A 19,186-nucleotide genomic window follows, 5' to 3' on the forward strand; every position below is an offset into this window, starting at 1 on the left:
AACAGCACGTGTCAGTGACGGAAGGTTTTGCGCCCTATGGCGAGTACCAGACCTGGTACCGGATCACCGGCGATCTGAAATCCGGCAAGCCGCCGTTGATCGTCGTCCATGGCGGGCCGGGTTGCACGCATGACTATGTCGACAGCTACAAGGATGTGGCCGAGAGCGGCCGTGCCGTCATCCACTATGACCAGGTCGGCAACGGCAAGTCGACGCATCTGCCGGAAAAGGGCGCTGACTTCTGGACCGTCGATTTCTTCAAGGCCGAGCTTCACAACCTCATCGACCATCTCGGCATCCGTGACGCCTATTGCGTTCTCGGCCAGTCCTGGGGCGGCATGCTTGGTTCGGAATTTGCGATCGACAGGCCGGACGGTCTGAAGGCGCTGGTGATTGCCAATTCGCCGGCCGCCATGGAGACCTGGATTTCCGAGGCGAACCGCCTGCGCAAGGCGCTCCCCGGCGGCGTGCACGAAACGCTCCTGAAGCACGAGCAGGCCGGCACCACCGACAGCGCCGAATACAAGGCGGCGACCGATGTGTTCAACCAGAACCACGTCTGCCGCATCGTGCCGATGCCGCCCGAGGTCAAGCACACCTTCGACCAGATCGACGCCGATCCGACTGTCTACCACACCATGAACGGGCCGAATGAGTTCCACGTCGTCGGCACGATGAAGGACTGGTCGGTGGTCGGCAAGCTGCACGCGATTACAGCGCCGACCTATCTTGTCTCCGGTCGCCATGACGAGGCGACGCAGGCCTGCGTCACCCCCTTCCTGAACGAGATCCCGGACGTCCGCTGGACGGTGTTTGGCAACTCCTCCCACATGCCGCATGTCGAAGAGCGGGCTGCCTGCATGGCCGCAGTCGTCGCTTTTCTTGATGAGAAGGCCGGCTGACCGGTCCGAAACCCTGAACGAAAACAAAGGAACAGCAGCAATGACACGCATGCACCGAAATCTACGCAAGGCCGGAGCGGCACTCGCGCTTGGCCTCCTCGCCCAGACCGCGCTTGCCGGATCGGCAGGCGCCCAGGATCGCGCCGCGCTTCTGGAAGAACACAGCGGCGGCACGATGACGCTTTCGGCCGTCTCCGCCGCCGGCACCATCGATCCGCACGTCAACTACACCGCCGAGTTCTGGCAGGTGTTCCAGATGCTCTATGACGGGCTGGTGAAGTTCAAGCAGGCCTCGCGCGCCGAGGGTTACGAGATCGTTCCGGACCTCGCCGAAGCCATTCCGGAGCCGGAAGACGGCGGCAAGACCTATGTCTTCAAGCTGCGCGACGGCATCAAGTTCGCCGATGGCTCCGATGTGACGGCGGAAGATGTCGTCGCCTCGTTCCAGCGCATTTTCAAGATCCACGGGCCGACGTCGGGCTCGTTCTACAACAACATCGTCGGCGCCGATAAGTGCCTCGAAGATGCCGAGAACTGCACGCTGGAGGGCGGGATCGTTGCCGACGAGGACGCCGGCACCATAACCTTCCACCTGATGCAGCCGGATTCGGAATTCTTCGACAAGCTCGCCGTGCCACATGCCTCGATCCTGCCGGCCGAAACCGCCGCGACCGATTCCGGTACGAACTATATTCCTGGCACTGGCGCCTACATGATCGAAAGCTACGATCCGAACGACAAGATGGTGCTGAAGCGCAATCCCGCGTTCAAGGAGTGGAGCGTTGCCGCCCAGCCGCAGGGGTTCCCGGATGAGATCATCTACCGCTTCGGCATGAACGAGGAAGCCGCGATCAACGCCATCCAGAACGGCCAGATCGACTGGATGTTCGATCCGCCGCCGGCCGATCGCCTGAACGAACTCGGCACGCAGTATGCCGAGCAGGTGCATGTCAATCCGCTGGCCGCCTTCTGGTATGCGCCGATGAACACCAACCTCGCGCCCTTCGACAATGTGAAGGTCCGTCAGGCGGTAAATTACGCCATCGACCGCAATGCGCTGGTGAATATCTACGGTGGCCAGGTGCTTGCCCAGCCGACCTGCCAGATCCTGCCGCCGGATTTCCCCGGCCATGAAGACAACTGCATCTACACTCAGGATCCGGGCACGACATGGTCGGCGCCGGATATGGACAAGGCCAAGCAGCTTGTCGAGGAAAGCGGTACGGCTGGCCAGAAGGTGACGGTTGTTGCCGAGGACACCGCGACCTCGCGCGCCGTCGGTACCTATCTGCAGAGCGTTCTGTCGGAGCTCGGTTATGATGCGACGATGCAGGCGATCTCGCCGAACATCCAGTTCACCTACATCCAGAACACCGACAACAACGTGCAGATCTCGGTCTCGCAGTGGTTCATGGACTATCCGCAGGCCTCGAACTTCCTGAACGTGCTGCTTTCCTGCGCCTCGTTCACGCCGGGCTCGGATGCCTCGATCAACATTGCCGGCTACTGCAACGAGGATATCGACGCCAAGATGGCGGAAGCGATGCAGACGGCGGTGACCGATCCGGAAAGCGCCAACAAGCTGTGGGCGGAAGTCGACAAGGCGTTCATGGAACAGGCGCCCGTTGCGCCGCTGTTCACCCCGAAGAACGTCGACTTCACCTCCAAGCGCGTCGGCAACTTCATCTTCTCCAACCAGTTCCGCTGGGTCATCGACCAGTCCTGGGTGCAGTAACTCCTTGTCGAACGTCTTCCCTCACACGCGCGTCATCCTCGGGCTTGACCCGAGGATCCAAGCACCTTCGGTCGCGAGCGGTGTTTCGAGTGAGGGATGACGGTGAGATATGCTCGCAAAACGCCAACTAAGCCAGAGTAGCGGCGGGATTAGATCCTCGGGTCAAGCCCGAGGATGACGCCCGTAAAATGGCTGATCTGTAAAAACATCGCAGGGCGTCTTCGCCCTGCCATATCCAACACGAGACCCGTGCCCATGACAGACGCCACGATACCAGCACCGACGGCAAAACCAGCCCGCCGCGCCGGGCAGAGCCCGATGCGCCGCGCCTGGCTGATCCTGTCGCGCGACAAGGCGGCGATCGGCGCGTTCATTCTGCTGGTGGTCATCGTGCTCGCCTGTCTGGCCGCACCGCTTTACGCTCAATATGTCGCCAAGACCGATCCGTTCCGATCGAATATTTCCGGCAGCATCGAGATCGACGGCAAGTCGGAAAAGATCATGCAGGCCTCGACCACTGGTCTCGGCCTTGGCGTCACCCCCATTGGCCCGACATGGCACGCGCAATACATGCTCGGCGCCGACAATCAGGGCCGCGATGTCGCAGCGCGTCTGCTTTACGGCGGACGAAATTCGCTCCTGATTTCCTCGGCGGCGACGCTAATCTGTCTGGTGCTCGCCGCGGCCATTGGCATTTCGGCGGGCTTCTTCGGCGGCTGGGTGGACATGGTTCTGTCGCGCATTCTCGAGGTGCTCTGGGCCTTTCCGGTCTATCTTCTGGCCATATCGCTCTCCATCGTGCTGCTGTCGCAGACCATCGTCCTTGGTCCGTTCGAAATCACATCCGGCAGCCTCGTCCTGCCGATCGTCATTATCGGCATCATCTATGTGCCCTATATCGCCCGGCCGGTGCGCGGGCGGGTGCTGTCGCTCCGCGAAAGCGAATTCGTGCTGGCCGCAAAAGGCCTCGGCATTCCGCGCTGGCGCATCCTGATCAAGGACATCCTGCCGAATGTGACGACGACGCTGATCGTCTACATCCCCATCATGATGGCACTCAACATCGTCACGGAATCGGCGCTCTCCTTCCTCTCCATAGGCGTCCAGCCGCCGGATGCGAGCTGGGGCACGATCATTCAGGACGGGCAGGGGCTGCTCTACACCCGGCCGATGGTGGCGCTCGCCCCCGGCATCTCGATCGTGCTGACCGTGCTGGCGCTGAATGTGCTCGGCGACAGCGTGCGCGACGCACTCGACCCCAGAACCAAGCTGCGCTGAGGAAAAGCCCATGATCTTCGCCATCCTTCAGCGTCTCGGCCAGATGGTCTTCGTGCTCTTCGGCATTTCCGCGCTGGTCTTCCTGATCTTCTTCGCCACGCCGGGCTCCGACCCCGCCGCCCGCATCGCCGGCCGCAATGCCGCGCAGGAGACGGTGCAGGCGATCCGCAAGGATTTCGGCTTCGACAAGCCGCTGCCGGTGCAATACGGCATCATGATGAAGAAGCTCTTCATCTCCCGCGACCTGACCTCCTTCGTCAATCGCGGGCTGACGGTGGTGCCGCAGGTGATGCGCGCCGCCCCCATCACGCTGTCGCTTGTCGCGGGTGCGGCGGTGCTCTGGGTGTTCGGCTCCATCTTCGTCGGGGTGATCGCGGCGCTGACCCGCGACAGTATCATCGACAAGGGGCTGATGATCCTCGCCCTCATCGGTGTCTCGATGCCGGTGTTCTGGCTGGGCGAGCTGATGAACCTCGTCTCGCAGAGCCGGTTTCACGATACCTGGCTGTTCTCCTGGGTGCCGGGCCTTGGCTACAAGCCGTTCTTCGACGGTCCCTGGCTCTGGTTCAAGACGCTGGTGATCCCGTGGTTCACGCTCGCAGCCCTCTATATCGGCATTTACGGCCGCGTCCTGCGTGCCAATCTCGTTGAAGCCTATCAGGAGGACTATATCCGCACCGCCCGCGCCAAGGGGCTCTCCCCATCACGGGTGATGCTGCGCCATGCGCTGCGCATGTCGATGATCCCCTTCGTCACCATGTTCGGGCTCGATTTCGGCGTTCTGGTCGGCGGTGCCGCGCTTCTGACTGAGGTCGTGTTCGGCCTGAACGGCGTCGGCCGGCTCACCTATCAGGCGATGCTGAACCTCGATCTGCCAATGATCCTTGCCACCGTCATGTATGCGTCCTTCTTCGTCGTCGTCACCAATGCCGTTGTCGATATTCTCTATGTCGTACTCGATCCGCGGGTGAGGGAACACTGATGGAAACCAGACCACCACTTCTCGATGTTCAGGGCCTCTCGGTCTCCTTTGCCTCCGATCGCGGCCGGGTGAAGGCCATTGACGATGTCTCCTTCAGTGTCGATGAGGGCGAAATCCTGTCGATCGTCGGTGAATCCGGCTCCGGTAAATCGGTGACGCTATTGTCGCTGCTTGGCCTCAACGATCCGAAGACGACTTTTGTGGACGGCGCCGTCTCCTTCAAGGGCAAGCGCATCCTCGAAATGCCCGACCGTGAACTGCGCCGCATCCGCGGCAAGGAAATCGGCCTGATCTCGCAGGATCCGATGACGGCGCTGACGCCGGTCTACACGATCGGCTGGCAGATCGCCGAGCAGGTGCGCACGCACGAAAACATCTCCAAGAGGGCCGCCCGCGCGCGGGCCGTCGAGCTGCTCGCCTCCGTTGGGCTGCCGAACCCGAACGAGGCGGTGGACCGCTATCCGCACCAGCTTTCCGGCGGCATGCGCCAGCGCGCCGTCATCGCCATGGCGCTGTCCTGCAGTCCTTCGCTTCTCGTCGCCGACGAGCCGACGACGGCGCTTGACGTGACGGTGCAGGCGCAGGTGCTGGACCTACTCTTGAAGCTGCGCGACGAGTTCGGCTCGGCTATCATCCTCATCACCCACGACATGGGCGTGGTCGCCGAGGTCGCCGACCGGGTGCACGTCATGTATGCCGGCCGCATGGTCGAAAAGGGCACGACCGCCGAGGTCTTCGATCATCCGATGCATCCCTATAGCTGGGGCCTGATGGCCTCGATCCCGCCGCTTTCCGGCGAGAAGCTCGCCCGCCTGCCATCCATTCCCGGCATGCCGCCGACGCCCGGCGCCATTCCCGAGGGCTGCGGCTTCGCACCGCGCTGTCGCTTCGCGCGGCCGGCGTGCAACAGCCGGCCGCCTGTCCAGCGCATCGGCGACCAGACGGCGCTCTGCGTGCTGGAAGGGGAGGAGCGGGCAGCAGCTCGCCGCGAAGTTCTGGCGCATGAGGTTACAGCATGAACACGCCCCTTCTTTCGACCCGCGACCTCACCAAGCATTTCACTGTCGGCAAGACGATGCGCCCCGGCTCCGGCCGCACGCTTTATGCCGTCGAGGATGTCACCATCGATGTTCAACCCGGTGAAACGCTGGGCCTTGTCGGCGAATCCGGTTCGGGAAAATCCACCTTCGGTCGCTGCATCACGCGGCTTTACGATCCGACTTCGGGCAACCTGCTTTTTGATGGAAAGGACATCACCAAGGCCGGCGAACGCGGCCTCCTGCCGGTGCGCCGGCGCATGCAGATGATCTTTCAGGATCCCTCCGCCTCGCTGAACCCGAAGCGCCGGGTCCGCGATATCGTCGGCGATGCCGTGCGCGTTCATGGCATCCGCAAGGGCCGGGCCGTCGATGAATGGCTGGAGGAACTGATGGATCTCGTCGGCCTTCGCGCCGAGCATCTCGATCGCTATCCGCACGAATTCTCCGGCGGCCAGCGTCAGCGCATCGGCATTGCCCGCGCGCTTGCCGTCGAGCCGGAACTGATCGTTGCCGACGAGCCGGTGTCGGCGCTCGATGTCTCGGTGCAGGCGCAGATCGTCAACCTGTTCTCCGAACTCAGGGAAAAGCTGAACCTCACCTATATCTTCATCGCCCATGACCTTGCTGTCGTGCGGCAAGTGTCGAGCCGGGTGGCGGTGATGTATCTCGGCTCTCTGGTCGAGATCGGCGAGACCGATCGCCTCTATACCAGCCCGAAGCATCCCTATACGCAGGCGTTGCTGTCGGCCGTGCCGCAGGCGGCGAACCGGGGCAAGCGGCAGCGCATTCTGCTGGAGGGCGAAATTCCGAGCCCGCTCGATCCGCCGAAGGGCTGCAAGTTCTCTACCCGATGCCCCTTCGCCGACGACCGCTGTCGCGCCGAGCGGCCGAAGCTTGCCGATGCCGGCCAGGGGCGCCAGGTTGCCTGCCATTATCCGCTTGAAGACGCGCTTGCCTGACGGGGAGACCCTCAATAGCATGGCCGAAAACGCCGAGGGATAAACGCATGAGCTATAGCATCACCGCCGGCGGCACGCTGTGGCGCTTTGACAACCTCAAAAGCCTGATGGCGAAGGCAACGCCACTGCGCTCCGGCGACGTGCTGGCCGGCATCGCTGCTGAGAGCGCCGAGGAGAGTGTAGCAGCCCGCATGTGCCTTGCCGAGGTGCCGCTGAAGACGTTTCTCAGCGAAGCGCTGATCCCTTACGAGGACGATGAGGTTACCAGGCTGATTATCGACAGCCACGATGCCGTGGCCTTTGCGCAGATCGCGCATCTGACGGTTGGTGATTTTCGTGATTTTCTCCTCTCCGCCGATGGGGCCACGTTGTCGCGGCTTGCCCCCGGCATCACCCCGGAAATGGCCGCTGCCGTCTCCAAGCTGATGCGCAATCAGGACCTCATCCTGACGGCGAAGAAATGCCGGGTGGTGACGAAATTCCGCAACACGCTCGGACTTGAGGGGCATATGTCTGTCCGGCTGCAGCCCAACCATCCTTCCGACGACCGGATGGGTATTGCCGCCTCGATCGTCGATGGCCTGCTTTATGGTACGGGGGACGCCGTCATCGGCATCAACCCGGCCTCCGACAATGTCGCCGTGCTTTCCGACCTGGTCGAGATGCTCGCCGGCATTATCGACCGCTACGAAATCCCGACGCAGGCCTGCGTGCTGACGCATGTGACGACATCGATCGAGATGGCGAACCGGGGCCTGCCTGTCGATCTCGTATTCCAGTCGATTGCCGGGACCGAGAAGGCCAATACCTCGTTCGGCATTTCGCTTGAAATGCTGCGGGAAGGCTATGAGGCCGGCCTTGCTCTCAAGCGCGGCACGGTCGGCGAGAACCTGATGTATTTCGAGACCGGGCAGGGCTCCGCGCTTTCGGCAGATGCCCATTTCGGCTGCGACCAGCAGACGCTGGAGGCCCGGGCCTATGGCGTGGCCCGCGTCTTCTCGCCGCTCCTCGTCAACACCGTGGTCGGCTTCATCGGTCCCGAATATCTCTATGACGGCAAAGAGATCATCCGCGCGGGGCTGGAGGATCATTTCTGCGGCAAGCTGCTCGGTCTGCCGATGGGCTGCGACATCTGCTATACCAACCATGCCGAGGCCGATCAGGATGACATGGACACGCTGCTGACGCTGCTGGGTGCTGCTGGCATCAACTTCATCATGGGCATTCCCGGCTCCGACGACGTGATGCTGAACTACCAGTCGACCTCCTTCCACGACCAGCTTTACCTGCGCGACGTGCTCGGGCTGAAACGGGCACCGGAGTTCGAGGCGTGGCTCGAAAAGGTCAGGGTCACGGATGGCGCTGGTCATCTGCTGCCCCAGGACGCTGGCCACGCGCTTCTGAGGATCGCCTCATGAGCGCGCCGGATCCCTGGGAAGCCCTGAAAAAGTTCACCGATGCCCGCATCGCCATTGGCCGTTCCGGTTCGTCATTGCCGACACGTGAAGTGCTGTCTTTTGCTCTGGCCCATGCCCGCGCGCGTGATGCCGTGCATGCGCCGTTCGATGCCGATACGCTGGAGGCGGGGCTCAAGGCGCTCGGGCTTGAGACAGTAAAGGCTCGAAGCCGTGTTGCCGATCGGCGCGAATATCTGACACGGCCGGATTATGGCCGTCGACTGGCGCCGGAGGATGCGGAACGCATCGCGACGCTGAAGGTGGAGCCAGCCGATATTGCGATTGTGGTCGCCGATGGCCTATCGACGACAGCCATCGAGGCCAATGCCATTCCCTTTCTTTCGGCTCTGCTGCCACGGCTGACGAAAGCCGGATTTTCCATCGCACCTGCGGTCATCGTCGAAAACGGCCGGGTTGCGATCGGCGACGAGATCGGGGCGCTGCTGAAGGCCCGGCTCGTCCTTGTTGCCATTGGTGAGCGACCGGGGCTTTCCTCCGTCGACAGTCTCGGCGCCTATCTGACCTTCGCGCCGAAGCTCGGCCGGTCCGATGCGGAGCGCAACTGCATTTCCAACATCCGCCCCGCCGGCCTGAAGCCGCCGCTTGCGGCCGACAAGGCGGCCTGGCTGATCAGGGAGGCCGTGCGGCGTGGCCTCACCGGCGTCAATCTCAAGGAAGACACGCAGACGCTGCTGGAAGACTAGATCATCGGGCGATTAGTTAGCATCGCCCGATGATCTGGTTTCCTTTTTAGCCGCATCGGGTTGTCGAAAAACCGGTATCCACTTTTTCGCCCGATGCTCTAGTCGATGACGACTGTCTTCGTGTTGAACCCCGGCGGCAGCGGTGCCGGACGGTCGATTGCGACATTCTCCAGCGTGAGACCCTCGACATTATGGGCAAACAGGCCGGGCATGCCGCCCGGATAGTCGATCATGCCGATCACGCGGCCATCAGCCCCCTTGCGCCAGGCATTGGCGCGTCCGGTCGAGCCGGGCTCCACCACGAGATCGGCGGGGGTGGGGCGCAGGTCGTAGGCAATCGCGGTTCCATATTGCCCTGGCCTCTGCGACAGGGCGAGGTTGCGGATGGTGATGTCGGCTATGCCGCCCTTGTGTTCGCTGTAGAGGTTGATCGCGCCTTCCATGCTGCCGCTGATATTCTCGACCGTGACGTTGGTAACCGTGCCGGCGGGGCGGGTCTCCGGGCGGCGGTCGACGAGGTTGATCGTCAGCGCTTCGCCCGATCCCCAGAAGCCGGCGGGTGTCTCTTGGCATTCCAGCCGGATATCGGAAAAGCGCACGTTTTCCACGGGGCCGCCATCGCGGGAAAAGATGCCGAGGCCGCGGTTCGAGCCGACGATCTCGCAGTGCTCGAACACGATATCGCGGAAGGGGGCGAAGGATTCCGTGCCGATCTTCAGCGCGCAGGACCGTGACTGCACCCGGCAGCCGGACACCGTGATCCGCTCGCAGGCACCGGAAATCGAACCATCGGCGCGGATCGAGGTCTTCAGCACCACGCCGTCATCGGCGGTTGCGATGTCGCAGCCGGCAATGGTGACGTCGCGGCAGCCGTCGATGACCACGCCATCGGTATTGGGCATTCTGAGGTCGTTTTCGACACGGATATTTTCGATTGCAACATTGCCGCAATCGACGAAATGCAGCGTCCACATCGCCGAGTTGGTGACGGTGATGCCGGAGAGCCGGACGCCCTCGCAGCCATCCAGCACCAGCAGCCGCGGCCGGAGCTTTGCCGGGATGCGGGTTCCCATCTCGTTGTCGTCTCCGGTCGAAAACGCGGTGCCGTCGCAGACGATGCGGCCATTGCCGGTGATGGCGATATTGCTGGCGCCGGCCGCAGCGATCATCGCCCGGTCGCTATCCTCGGCGATCACGGCGACGCGGGTCGCGGCATAGGCGTCGTAGTCGGCAATGAAGTGCAGTTCGGCGCCGTCTTCAAGCCGCAGCTCGACATTGGGCGCCAGCCGCAGGCCGCCGCTGCGATGGCGGCCAGGTTCGAGCACGACGATCACGGAGCCGCCGGCGTCGATTGCCTGCTGGATGCTGGACGTCGCTTCGCCGTCGCCGGCCGGAATGCGGATTTCGCGCAATCTCTTCCTCCCTCATAAAAATATTTTTATGAAATTTGTGTGTCGATCCTCTTCGTCCCTTCCTCGTCTCTAGACCGGAGCTGAAAGTTTTGCAATTTTAATGCACGAGGACGCCGCGAAATGTCTGCCGTTCGAAAGCTGGCATGGAAATATTTGCATTAACTGGGCGTAATGGGAGGGTAAGCTGATCGAATTCTCGAAAATCGAGCACCTTGTCGAGGTGCTGCGCGAGCGCATTTTCATAGGCACGGATACCATGGCGGACTTCGCTTTCCGTGAGGCCCCGCCATCGGAACGGGCGCGGATGCTCGCCGGCCCGGAGCCGGACTGGGAGGCGGTGACGCCGGACACGGTCTGGGGTGAACCGCAGAGCTATTTCTGGTTTGCGGGCAGAGTGCGCATTCCCGAAGAGCTCTCCGGCAAAAGGCTTTGCCTCGGCGTCGAGGCCATGTTCGGTCGGGTGATGGGGCGTTCGGATCCGCAGTGCCTGGTGCGCATCAACGGCGAAATCGTTCAGGGTGCCGACTACAATCACCGCGAAATCCTGCTGACGAAATCCGCGCGGGGTGGCGAGGTCTTCGACATCATGATCGAAGCCGGCACCATCGAGAGCCGGCGCCAGCTCGGCTTTGCCGGCCGTATCCTGATCCACGATACCGAGGCCGAGGCGCTCTACTACGATCTTCGCGCACCGCTCGATGTGGCGAAGCATCTCGACATTCACGACCACCGCCGCGATTTCATCCTGAAGACGGTCTATCAGGCGATCAACGCCGTCGATCTGAGGGCCGGCAATTCCCGGCGTTTCTCGGAGAGCCTTGCGGCTGCGCGGGCAACTGCCGCGAAGATCTACGAGGCTGCCGATACCGAGATCGCGCCGCATATCACCGTCACCGGCCACACCCATATCGACGTCGCCTGGCTCTGGCGCATCCGCGAGACGCGGCAGAAGATGGCGCGGTCGATGGCGACGGCGCTGCATCTGATGTCGGAATATCCGGAATACAGGTTCATGTACAATCAGGGCCTGCTGCTCGACTATCTTGAGCAGGACTATCCCGCGCTGTTCGAAGGCATCAGAGAGCAGCAGCAGGTCGGCAGGTTCGAGATCGAAGGTGCGCTGTGGCTGGAGCCGGACGCCAACGTGACCGGCGGTGAATCGCTCGTCCGCCACGTGCTGCGCGGCGTGCGCTACCACGAGCAGACGTTTGGCGTGCGCCCGCGCGTGCTGTGGCTGCCGGATACGTTCGGTTATTCCGCCGCCTTCCCGCAGATCATGAAGCTTGCCGGGCTTTCGGTGTTCGTCACCCACAAGATGTCCTGGAACGACACCAACAAGATGCCGAGCGAGACCTTCTTCTGGCAGGGGATCGATGGCACACAGGCGCCGACCTATTTCCTCACCACTCAGCCGGCTGACGCTACCTCGATCAATACGACCTATTGCCCGGACCTCAAGGCCAGCCATGTGATGGGCACCTGGCGCCGCTATGCCGAGAAACAGGCGAATGACGAACTGTTCCTGGTCTATGGCTTCGGCGATGGCGGTGGCGGCCCGACGCGGGAAATGCTGGAACATATCCGCCGCATGGAACGCGGCATTCCCGGTTGCCCGCGCGTGTCGCAGGGCTTCATGGGGCCGGTTCTGGATCGCATCGTCGCGCGCATGCATGGGAACCCTGCAGACTATCCTGTCTGGGTCGGTGAGCTCTATCTCGAATTCCACCGCGGCACCTTCACCTCGGTCGCCAAGGTCAAGCGCAACAACCGTCGGGCGGAAGCGATGCTGCGGGAGCTCGAAACACTCGCAAGCCTCGCCTGGTTCTCCGGCGCTGCGGACTATCCCGGCGAGGAGCTTGCCGCCCTCTGGGATATCGCGCTCCTGAACCAGTTCCACGATATCCTGCCCGGCTCCTCGATCGGCCTCGTCTATGACGACAGCGACGAGGACTATGCGACCTTCTTCGGGCGGGCCGAAGTGCTGCGGCAAAGCCTTGCGGGTGCGCTGGCAGGCGAGGGCGAGATGCTCGCCGTCAATCCCTTCGCGCAGGCCGCCGGCGGGCTGGCGATGCTGGCCTCCGATGAGCCGGTGACGGTTGCGGGGCGGGCGTCGCAGACAGTCATCGCGGCGGACGGCGCCCGGCTTCAGGCCGTGCCGGTCGAACCAGTGCCGGGGCTTGCTGCGGCGCGGCTGCCGGTTGTGCCGGCAACGGCGGCAGCGTCCGGCAACGGGTCGCTGGAGGTCACATCCGAGCGTCTTGAAAACGACCGGGTCCGTGCGGCCTTTGATGACAGAGGGCGGCTGGTTTCTCTGATCGACAAGGTGTCGGGCCGCGAATGCCTCAAGTCCGGCGAGGCCGGCAACCGGCTTCAGGCCTTCCGCGACCTGCCGGCGCAATATGATGCCTGGGATATCGACCGCACCTTCGAGGATCAGGTTTTCGAAATCGACAATCTTGTCAGCGCGGAAGTGGTCGAGACCGGGCCATATCGCGCCGCCATCCGCTTCGAATGGGCTTATGAGGCATCGCGCATCGTTCAGGTGGCTTCGCTTGAGGCTGACGGCGGCGTGCTCGCCTTCGACACATCCATCGACTGGCACGAGCACAACACGCTGGTGAAGGCAGCCTTTCCGCTTGCGGTGCGCGCGGCGGAGAGCGAGGCAGAGATCCAGTTCGGACATGTCTCGCGCCCGACCCACGCCAATACCAGCTGGGACCGTGCTCGCTTCGAAAGCCCGATGCATCGCTGGGTTTCGCTGTCAGAGCCCGGTTTCGGCGTGGCGTTCCTTAACGACTGCAAATACGGCTATGACGCCCGCGGCACGACGCTGCGGCTGACCCTGCTGCGCTCGCCGACCTATCCGTGGCCGGAAGCCGATCAGGGCGAGCACCGCTTCCGCTACGGCATCATGCCACATCACGGCATTGATGGTTCGGCCGTGTCGATGGCGGCGGAAGCGTTCAATCATCCGCTGAACCTGATTGCGGGCAAGGGCGCCGGCGCTGCGGGCGTGATTGCGCCGCCGCTTGCGGTCGACAATCCGGCGATTGCCGTGGAAGCGGTGAAGCGGGCCGAGGATGGCGATGGCCTTGTCGTGCGGCTCTGGGAACGGCACGGCGCGCAGCAGACAACTGCGATTGCCTTTTCAGCGGAGATTGTTGACGTGACCGAGGTCGATCTCATGGAAGAGGCGCCTGTCGCTCTGCCGCTTGAGGGGGGAGAGGCAAGGCTCACCTTCGCGCCGTTCGAGATCAAGACGCTGAGGCTGAGGCGTTCCGCCGAAAGGAGACCTGGATGAGCAAGGGTGAGAAGGTTGGCATGCGCGATGTTTCCGAGCGTGCCGGTGTCGCGATTTCCACCGTCTCGCACGTGCTGAACGGCACGGCGCCGATCTCCGAGGAGGTGCGTGCCCGCGTGCTCGATGCCGCCCGTGAGCTTGGCTATCTTGCCCGGCGCACCGCGCGTGCCTCGGTCAACGCCGTCAACAAGGTGCTCCTGGCAGTGCCGCAGGACGCGCTGCCGGACAGCGACGTCAACCTCGTCTCCTGGACCATCCTCAACGCGCTGACGCGCGACTGCGAGGCGCGTGGCGTGCGTCTTGTGCCCTTCACACTGAGCCGCGAGGATCCGGTGGAGGCCGTCGATATGGCGGCAAGGGCGGCGAAGGCCGATGGTATCATCGTCATCAATGACGACCGCAGCGCGTTGCTTGATGCGATCGGCCGCTCCGGCATGCCCGCTGTCCTCATCAACGGCGAGGATCCGAACATGCATATCGACAGCGTCACGCCCGGCAACCGCTTCGCCGCGCAGAAGGCGACGAAGCTCCTGATCGACAAGGGGCACCGCCGCATCATCCATCTCACCTGGCGCGGCCGCAAGACCGTCGACCGGCGTCTAGACGGCTTCCTCGACGCGTTCCGCGATGCCGGTTTGCCGGAAGAGGGCGCAATCGTCGTCATGGCGCGCGGCTTCGAACCGCAGCATGGCGACGAGGCGCTGGCGGAATGGATGGAGACACATCCCGATCTCGACGGTGCGACCGCGCTGTTCTGCGCCGCCGACAATCTCGCCTTCGGCGCGATCCGGGCGCTGAAGCGGGCCGGCAAGCGCGTGCCGGAGGATATTTCGGTGATGGGCTTCGATGGCGTGGCGCTCGGCGAGCTTCACCAGCCGCCACTGACGACGGTGCTGATTCCGCTCGAGCAGTTCGGGCCGACGGCGCTCGATCTTCTGGAGGCGCGGGCGAAAAACGGCCAGACGCCGCGCGCGGCGCATCGGGTCGAGCTCGGCTGCGAGGTGGTTCTGCGCGACAGCATTGCGGTGCCGAAGGGCTGAGTGCCAGTGTCTTTCCTGTAGAAATGAAAATATTTTCATTTTGATGGTTTGGAATGACGGGTCATCCTGTGGAATTTTTTTATTGCTTTTTTGCAGAAATCGCCGTTAGAAATGGTCGAGAATTGTGGAGGGCCGGTAATCAGGGAGGTTCCCGGCTTGGATTAACACTCTGAATGGGAGGGAATTATGAAATTATTTTTACGGTCCGGTAGCCTTGCCGTTGCACTACTTGCCAGTGTCTCTCTGGCGCATGCCTTCCAGGAAGCGCCGATGCTGAAGGCCGAGGTCGACGCCGGCAAGTTGCCGCCGGTCGACGAGCGTCTGCCCGCTGACCCGATGGTGGTTGATGCTGTTGAGGTCGGCCAGTATGGCGGCACCTGGCACCGTGCCTATAGCGGCCCGGGCGATCGCTGGGGCCCGACCAAGCTGATGGAAGAGCGCGTGCTCAAATACGTACCGGATGCCGAGGGCAACATCTCGCTGGTGCCGGCCTACATCGAAAGCTATTCCGTCAACGACGACTCCACCGAATTCACCTTCACGCTTCTCGACGGCATGAAATGGTCCGACGGTGAGCCGGTGACGACCGAGGATGTCGAGTTCTGGTACAATGACGTCTTCCTCAACAAGGCGCTGACGCCGACCATCGACCCGACCTTTTCACCGGGTGGCGTGCCGATGACGCTGGAGGTCAAGGACGACCGGACCTTCACGATCAAGTTCGCCCAGCCCTATGTCTACTTCCTCAACATCCTGGCCAAGGACTCAACCGGTGAGCCGAGCCTCGACCGCCCGTCCTTCCTGTATCCGAAGCATTATCTGAGCCAGTTCAACGACCATTATGCGAACGCCGACGAACTCGCCAAGGCGGCCGCAGACCATGGTGTCCAGCGCTGGAGCGATCTCTGGGGTTCGAAGGGGCCGATCACCTCGTGGTGGCAGAACCCGGAACTGCCGGTGATCACCGCCTGGAAGATCGAAACGCCGGCGCCGGCCAATGTCGTGACCATGGTGCGCAATCCCTACTACTGGGCGGTCGATCAGGACGGCAACCAGCTTCCCTATATCGATCGCATCGAACATCGCCTGTTCGACGCGGCTGACTCGTTCAACCTGATGATCGTTCAGGGCCAGATCGACATGCAGATGCGCTACGTCAACACCAGCGATTTCACCTTCTACAAGGAAAACGCGGACAAGGGCGGCTACCATGTCGGCACGTCGATCTCGGCAAATGTCTGGTCCTTCGTTCCGAACCTGAATACCACGGACGAGCAGCTCAACCCGCTGTTCAACAATGCCGACTTCCGTCACGCGCTGTCCGTCGGTATCGATCGCGAGACGATCAACGAACTGGGCTTTGCCGGCCTTGGCGAGCCTCGGTCCGTATCGCCGGTTTCCGGCTCGCCGTATTTCAATGCCGACTGGGAGACGCACTGGACCGAATACGATCCGGATCTCGCAAACGAGCTTCTCGACAAGGTCGGCCTTTCCGAACGCGACGCCGACGATTATCGCCTGCTGCCGAACGGCAAGCGCCTGCAGATCGTGGTAGAGGCCTACCAGGACTACGCGGCTCCGATCCTGGAAGTTGCCGCCGACTACTACAAGGATATCGGCATCGAGCTTCTGCCGCGCATTATTGACCGCACGCAGTGGGACGATAACCGCGACAATAACAACTTCCAGATCCAGTACACGCCGGTCGACCGTCTCTCCGTGGTGTCCGCCGATCCGCGCAACATCATGGGCAATGACAGCTACGCCCAGCAGCACTACGTCTGGTATTCGACCGAGGGCGAAAGCGGCATCGAGCCGCCGGCCGACGATCCGATCCGCACCATCTGGTCTGATTGGGACAAGGCTTCCGTCGCAGGGTCCGTTGAAGATGCGGATGCTGCTCTCAACGACATGATCGGCACCTTCGTGGATCAGGGCTATGTCATCGGCCTGGTCGGCGAGGAAAAGGCGCCGATGATCGTCAAGAACGACTTCATGAATGTGCGCAACGACCTGATCCAGGACGATGTCACCCGCGGTGTCGGTTATGCCCAGCCGCAGCAGTTCTGGATCAAGCAGGGCAACTGACGTCCCGAAGAAGCGCGGCATGGCGGGTCACCGCCGCCGCAAGGTGAGGCCTTCCTCCCCGAAGAGTAGCGGCTCCGCGATCATGCGGAGCCGGCCGGCCGCCCGTTATCGCGGGCGGCCGGTGGGTGGCAGTGTGCGGAGAGCAGACGATGGCAAATTTCCTGTTGCGACGAATTCTGTGGGCGATCCCCACACTGATTGTCGTGTCCTTCATATCCTTCATCATCATCCAGCTTCCGCCCGGCGACTATGTCACAGCCTATGCCGCGGAGCTGCGCAACAGCGGTGAATACATCACCGCCGCGCAGGAGAATGCGATCCGCACCCAGCTCGGGCTCAACGATCCGATCCTTGTGCAATATGTCCGCTGGATCGGCAATATCCTGCTGCATGGCGATTTCGGCCAGTCGTTCCACTGGAACGCGCCGGTCTCCGACCTGATCTGGAGCCGGCTGGCGCTGACGTTGCTCTTGTCGTCGCTGTCGCTGGTGTTCACCTGGATCATCGCGATCCCGATCGGCGTCTATTCGGCGCAGCGTCAGTATTCGCTGCTCGACTACGTGTTCACCATCTTCGGCTTCCTCGGCAAGGGCATTCCGGACTTCCTGCTGGCGCTGATCCTGATGTGGATCGGCTTCGCATGGATGAACATCGATGTCGGCGGCCTGATCTCGCCGCGCTTCGAAGGTGCGCCGCTCAGCCTTTCGAAGGTCCTGAACGTGCTGAACCACGTCTGGATCCCGATTGTCGTGCTCGCAACCGGCGGCGCGGCGGGACTGATCCGCGTCATGCGTGCCAACATGCTCGATGAGCTCGGAAAACCCTATGTCGAGACCGCTTATGCACAGGGGCTCTCGGAACGCCAGGTGGTCTGGGGCTATCCGGTGCGCGTGGCGCTGAACCCGTTCATCTCGACGGTGGGCTGGGCGCTGCCGGCGCTGTTTTCAGGCGACGTCATCACCGCCGTCGTGCTGAACCTTCCGACCACCGGGCCGCTGATGCTGCAGGCGCTGAAGATGCAGGACATGTATCTCGCCGGCGCCTTCATCCTGATCCTCAGCGTGTTCACCGTCATCGGCACGCTGCTTTCCGACATCCTTCTCGCGTGGTCCGATCCGCGCATCCGTTACGCGTGAGGCCATCATGACCTATGAAACGACCGTCTACGCGGAAGAAAACGAGCTCGCCAACGCCGAGCAGACCATCTACACCGCCAATTCCTGGAAGCTGATGTGGTGGCGGTTTCGCCAGCATCGGCTGGCGGTGGTGTCGCTGGCTTTCCTCGTGCTCGCCTACCTCGTCGCCATCTTCGCCGAGATCGTCGCGCCCTATGCGCCGGATTCGATCGAGCGGCTGGAGACCTTCGTGCCGCCGCGTCTGGTTCGGGTCGTCCACGACGGTTCGCTAACGCGGCCCTTCGTCTACGAGCTGAAGCGCACCCGTGATCCGGAGACCGCCCGCGTCACCTATGTCGCCGACACCAGCAAACCGTTGCCGATCAAGTTCTTCGTCCATGGCGAGAAATACAAGTTCTGGGGCATCTGGAAGGCCGATCTGCATCTCTTCGGCATTGATGCCAAGCGCCAGAAGATCAACCTTCTCGGCACGGATTCGCTCGGCCGCGACCTGTTCTCGCGTCTCGTCTACGGCGCAAGGGTGACGCTTTCGGCGGGGCTCATCGGGGTGTTCTTCGCCTTCGTGCTCGGTATCTTCTTCGGCTCGATCTCCGGCTATTACGGCGGCTTCGCCGACACCGCGATCCAGCGGATGATGGAATTCATCCGATCGGTGCCGACGATCCCCTTGTGGATGGGCCTTGCCGCAGCGCTGCCGATCTCGTGGAACCCGCTTTTCGTCTACGTGCTGATCACGCTGATCCTGGCGCTGATCGGCTGGACCCATCTCGCCCGCGTCGTGCGCGGCCGGTTCCTGTCGCTGAAGTCGGAGGATTATGTGATGGCGGCGCGGCTTGCCGGTGCCTCGGAATACCGGGTCATCACCAAGCACATGCTGCCGGCAATGACCTCCTACATCATCGCGGCGATGACGCTCGCCGTGCCGGAGATGATCCTCGGCGAGACGGCGCTGTCCTTCCTCGGGCTTGGGCTCAGGCCGCCGGTCGTCTCCTGGGGCGTGCTGCTGCAGGATGCGCAGAACCTCCGCTCGATTTCGCTCGCCCCATGGCTGCTTGCACCCGGTCTTGCCGTGGTCGCGGTCGTGCTGGCTTTCAATTTCCTCGGTGACGGCCTGCGCGATGCGGCCGATCCCTACGGACAATAGGTGCCGCC

14 protein-coding genes are annotated in these 19,186 nt (G+C 62.6%); 13 read left to right on the top strand and 1 reads right to left on the bottom strand.

The genetic code is table 11. The features are described 5' to 3' along the window. Window positions 1–8 precede the first annotated feature (8 nt). From TM49_RS08465 to eutC, 8 genes are all read left to right on the top strand, one after another. Window positions 9–902 carry a proline iminopeptidase-family hydrolase gene (locus TM49_RS08465; RefSeq protein WP_045680523.1) on the top strand — a complete coding sequence of 298 codons (894 nt, stop codon included), beginning with the start codon at window positions 9–11 and terminating at the stop codon, window positions 900–902. Between the two features lie 40 nt (window positions 903–942). Then, window positions 943–2,637, top strand: a complete 1,695-nt coding sequence (locus TM49_RS08470) for an ABC transporter substrate-binding protein (RefSeq protein ID WP_045685006.1) — start codon at window positions 943–945, stop codon at window positions 2,635–2,637. A gap of 255 nt (window positions 2,638–2,892) precedes the next feature. Continuing rightward, complete coding sequence (locus TM49_RS08475) at window positions 2,893–3,915, top strand: ABC transporter permease (RefSeq protein WP_045680525.1); 1,023 nt, start codon at window positions 2,893–2,895, stop codon at window positions 3,913–3,915. Window positions 3,916–3,925: 10 nt separating this feature from the next. Further along, entirely contained in the window at window positions 3,926–4,897 is a 972-nt protein-coding gene (locus TM49_RS08480) for an ABC transporter permease (protein ID WP_045680527.1), read from the top strand. Beyond that, window positions 4,897–5,916 carry an ABC transporter ATP-binding protein gene (locus TM49_RS08485; protein ID WP_045680529.1) on the top strand — a complete coding sequence of 340 codons (1,020 nt, stop codon included), beginning with the start codon at window positions 4,897–4,899 and terminating at the stop codon, window positions 5,914–5,916. The genes TM49_RS08480 and TM49_RS08485 overlap by 1 nt, the downstream gene beginning before the upstream one ends. Further along, window positions 5,913–6,896 carry an ABC transporter ATP-binding protein gene (locus TM49_RS08490; RefSeq protein WP_045680533.1) on the top strand — a complete coding sequence of 328 codons (984 nt, stop codon included), beginning with the start codon at window positions 5,913–5,915 and terminating at the stop codon, window positions 6,894–6,896. Before TM49_RS08485 ends, TM49_RS08490 begins: the two co-directional genes overlap by 4 nt. A gap of 47 nt (window positions 6,897–6,943) precedes the next feature. Further along, window positions 6,944–8,314, top strand: coding sequence for an ethanolamine ammonia-lyase subunit EutB (locus tag TM49_RS08495; RefSeq protein ID WP_045680534.1), 1,371 nt, complete (start codon window positions 6,944–6,946; stop codon window positions 8,312–8,314). Continuing rightward, window positions 8,311–9,057, top strand: a complete 747-nt coding sequence (gene eutC / locus TM49_RS08500; protein WP_045680535.1) for an ethanolamine ammonia-lyase subunit EutC — start codon at window positions 8,311–8,313, stop codon at window positions 9,055–9,057. Before TM49_RS08495 ends, eutC begins: the two co-directional genes overlap by 4 nt. Window positions 9,058–9,155: 98 nt before the next feature. Here the strand turns inward: eutC and pglB are convergent, their stop codons facing one another. Continuing rightward, window positions 9,156–10,469 (bottom strand): polygalacturonase PglB, encoded by a 1,314-nt coding sequence (gene pglB, locus TM49_RS08505; protein WP_045680536.1) that lies wholly within the window; start codon window positions 10,467–10,469, stop codon window positions 9,156–9,158. Between the two features lie 256 nt (window positions 10,470–10,725). Here pglB and TM49_RS08510 point away from each other — a divergent pair, with 256 nt between their 5' ends. The 5 genes from TM49_RS08510 (at window position 10,726) to TM49_RS08530 (ending at window position 19,178) form a co-directional block, all read left to right on the top strand. Next, entirely contained in the window at window positions 10,726–13,770 is a 3,045-nt protein-coding gene (locus TM49_RS08510; protein WP_169749066.1) for an alpha-mannosidase, read from the top strand. Beyond that, complete coding sequence (locus TM49_RS08515; protein ID WP_045680538.1) at window positions 13,767–14,810, top strand: LacI family DNA-binding transcriptional regulator; 1,044 nt, start codon at window positions 13,767–13,769, stop codon at window positions 14,808–14,810. The genes TM49_RS08510 and TM49_RS08515 overlap by 4 nt, the downstream gene beginning before the upstream one ends. A gap of 186 nt (window positions 14,811–14,996) precedes the next feature. After that, window positions 14,997–16,898, top strand: a complete 1,902-nt coding sequence (locus TM49_RS08520) for an ABC transporter substrate-binding protein (RefSeq protein ID WP_045680539.1) — start codon at window positions 14,997–14,999, stop codon at window positions 16,896–16,898. Between the two features lie 149 nt (window positions 16,899–17,047). Continuing rightward, window positions 17,048–18,034 (top strand): ABC transporter permease, encoded by a 987-nt coding sequence (locus tag TM49_RS08525; protein WP_045685007.1) that lies wholly within the window; start codon window positions 17,048–17,050, stop codon window positions 18,032–18,034. A 7-nt stretch (window positions 18,035–18,041) separates the two neighbouring features. Further along, the gene (locus tag TM49_RS08530) at window positions 18,042–19,178 is read left to right on the top strand and encodes an ABC transporter permease (RefSeq protein ID WP_045680541.1); all 1,137 of its coding nucleotides are present in this window, start codon (window positions 18,042–18,044) and stop codon (window positions 19,176–19,178) included. The last annotated feature ends 8 nt before the right edge of the window (window positions 19,179–19,186 follow it).

Source organism: Martelella endophytica (assembly GCF_000960975.1).
GTDB lineage: Bacteria > Pseudomonadota > Alphaproteobacteria > Rhizobiales > Rhizobiaceae > Martelella > Martelella endophytica.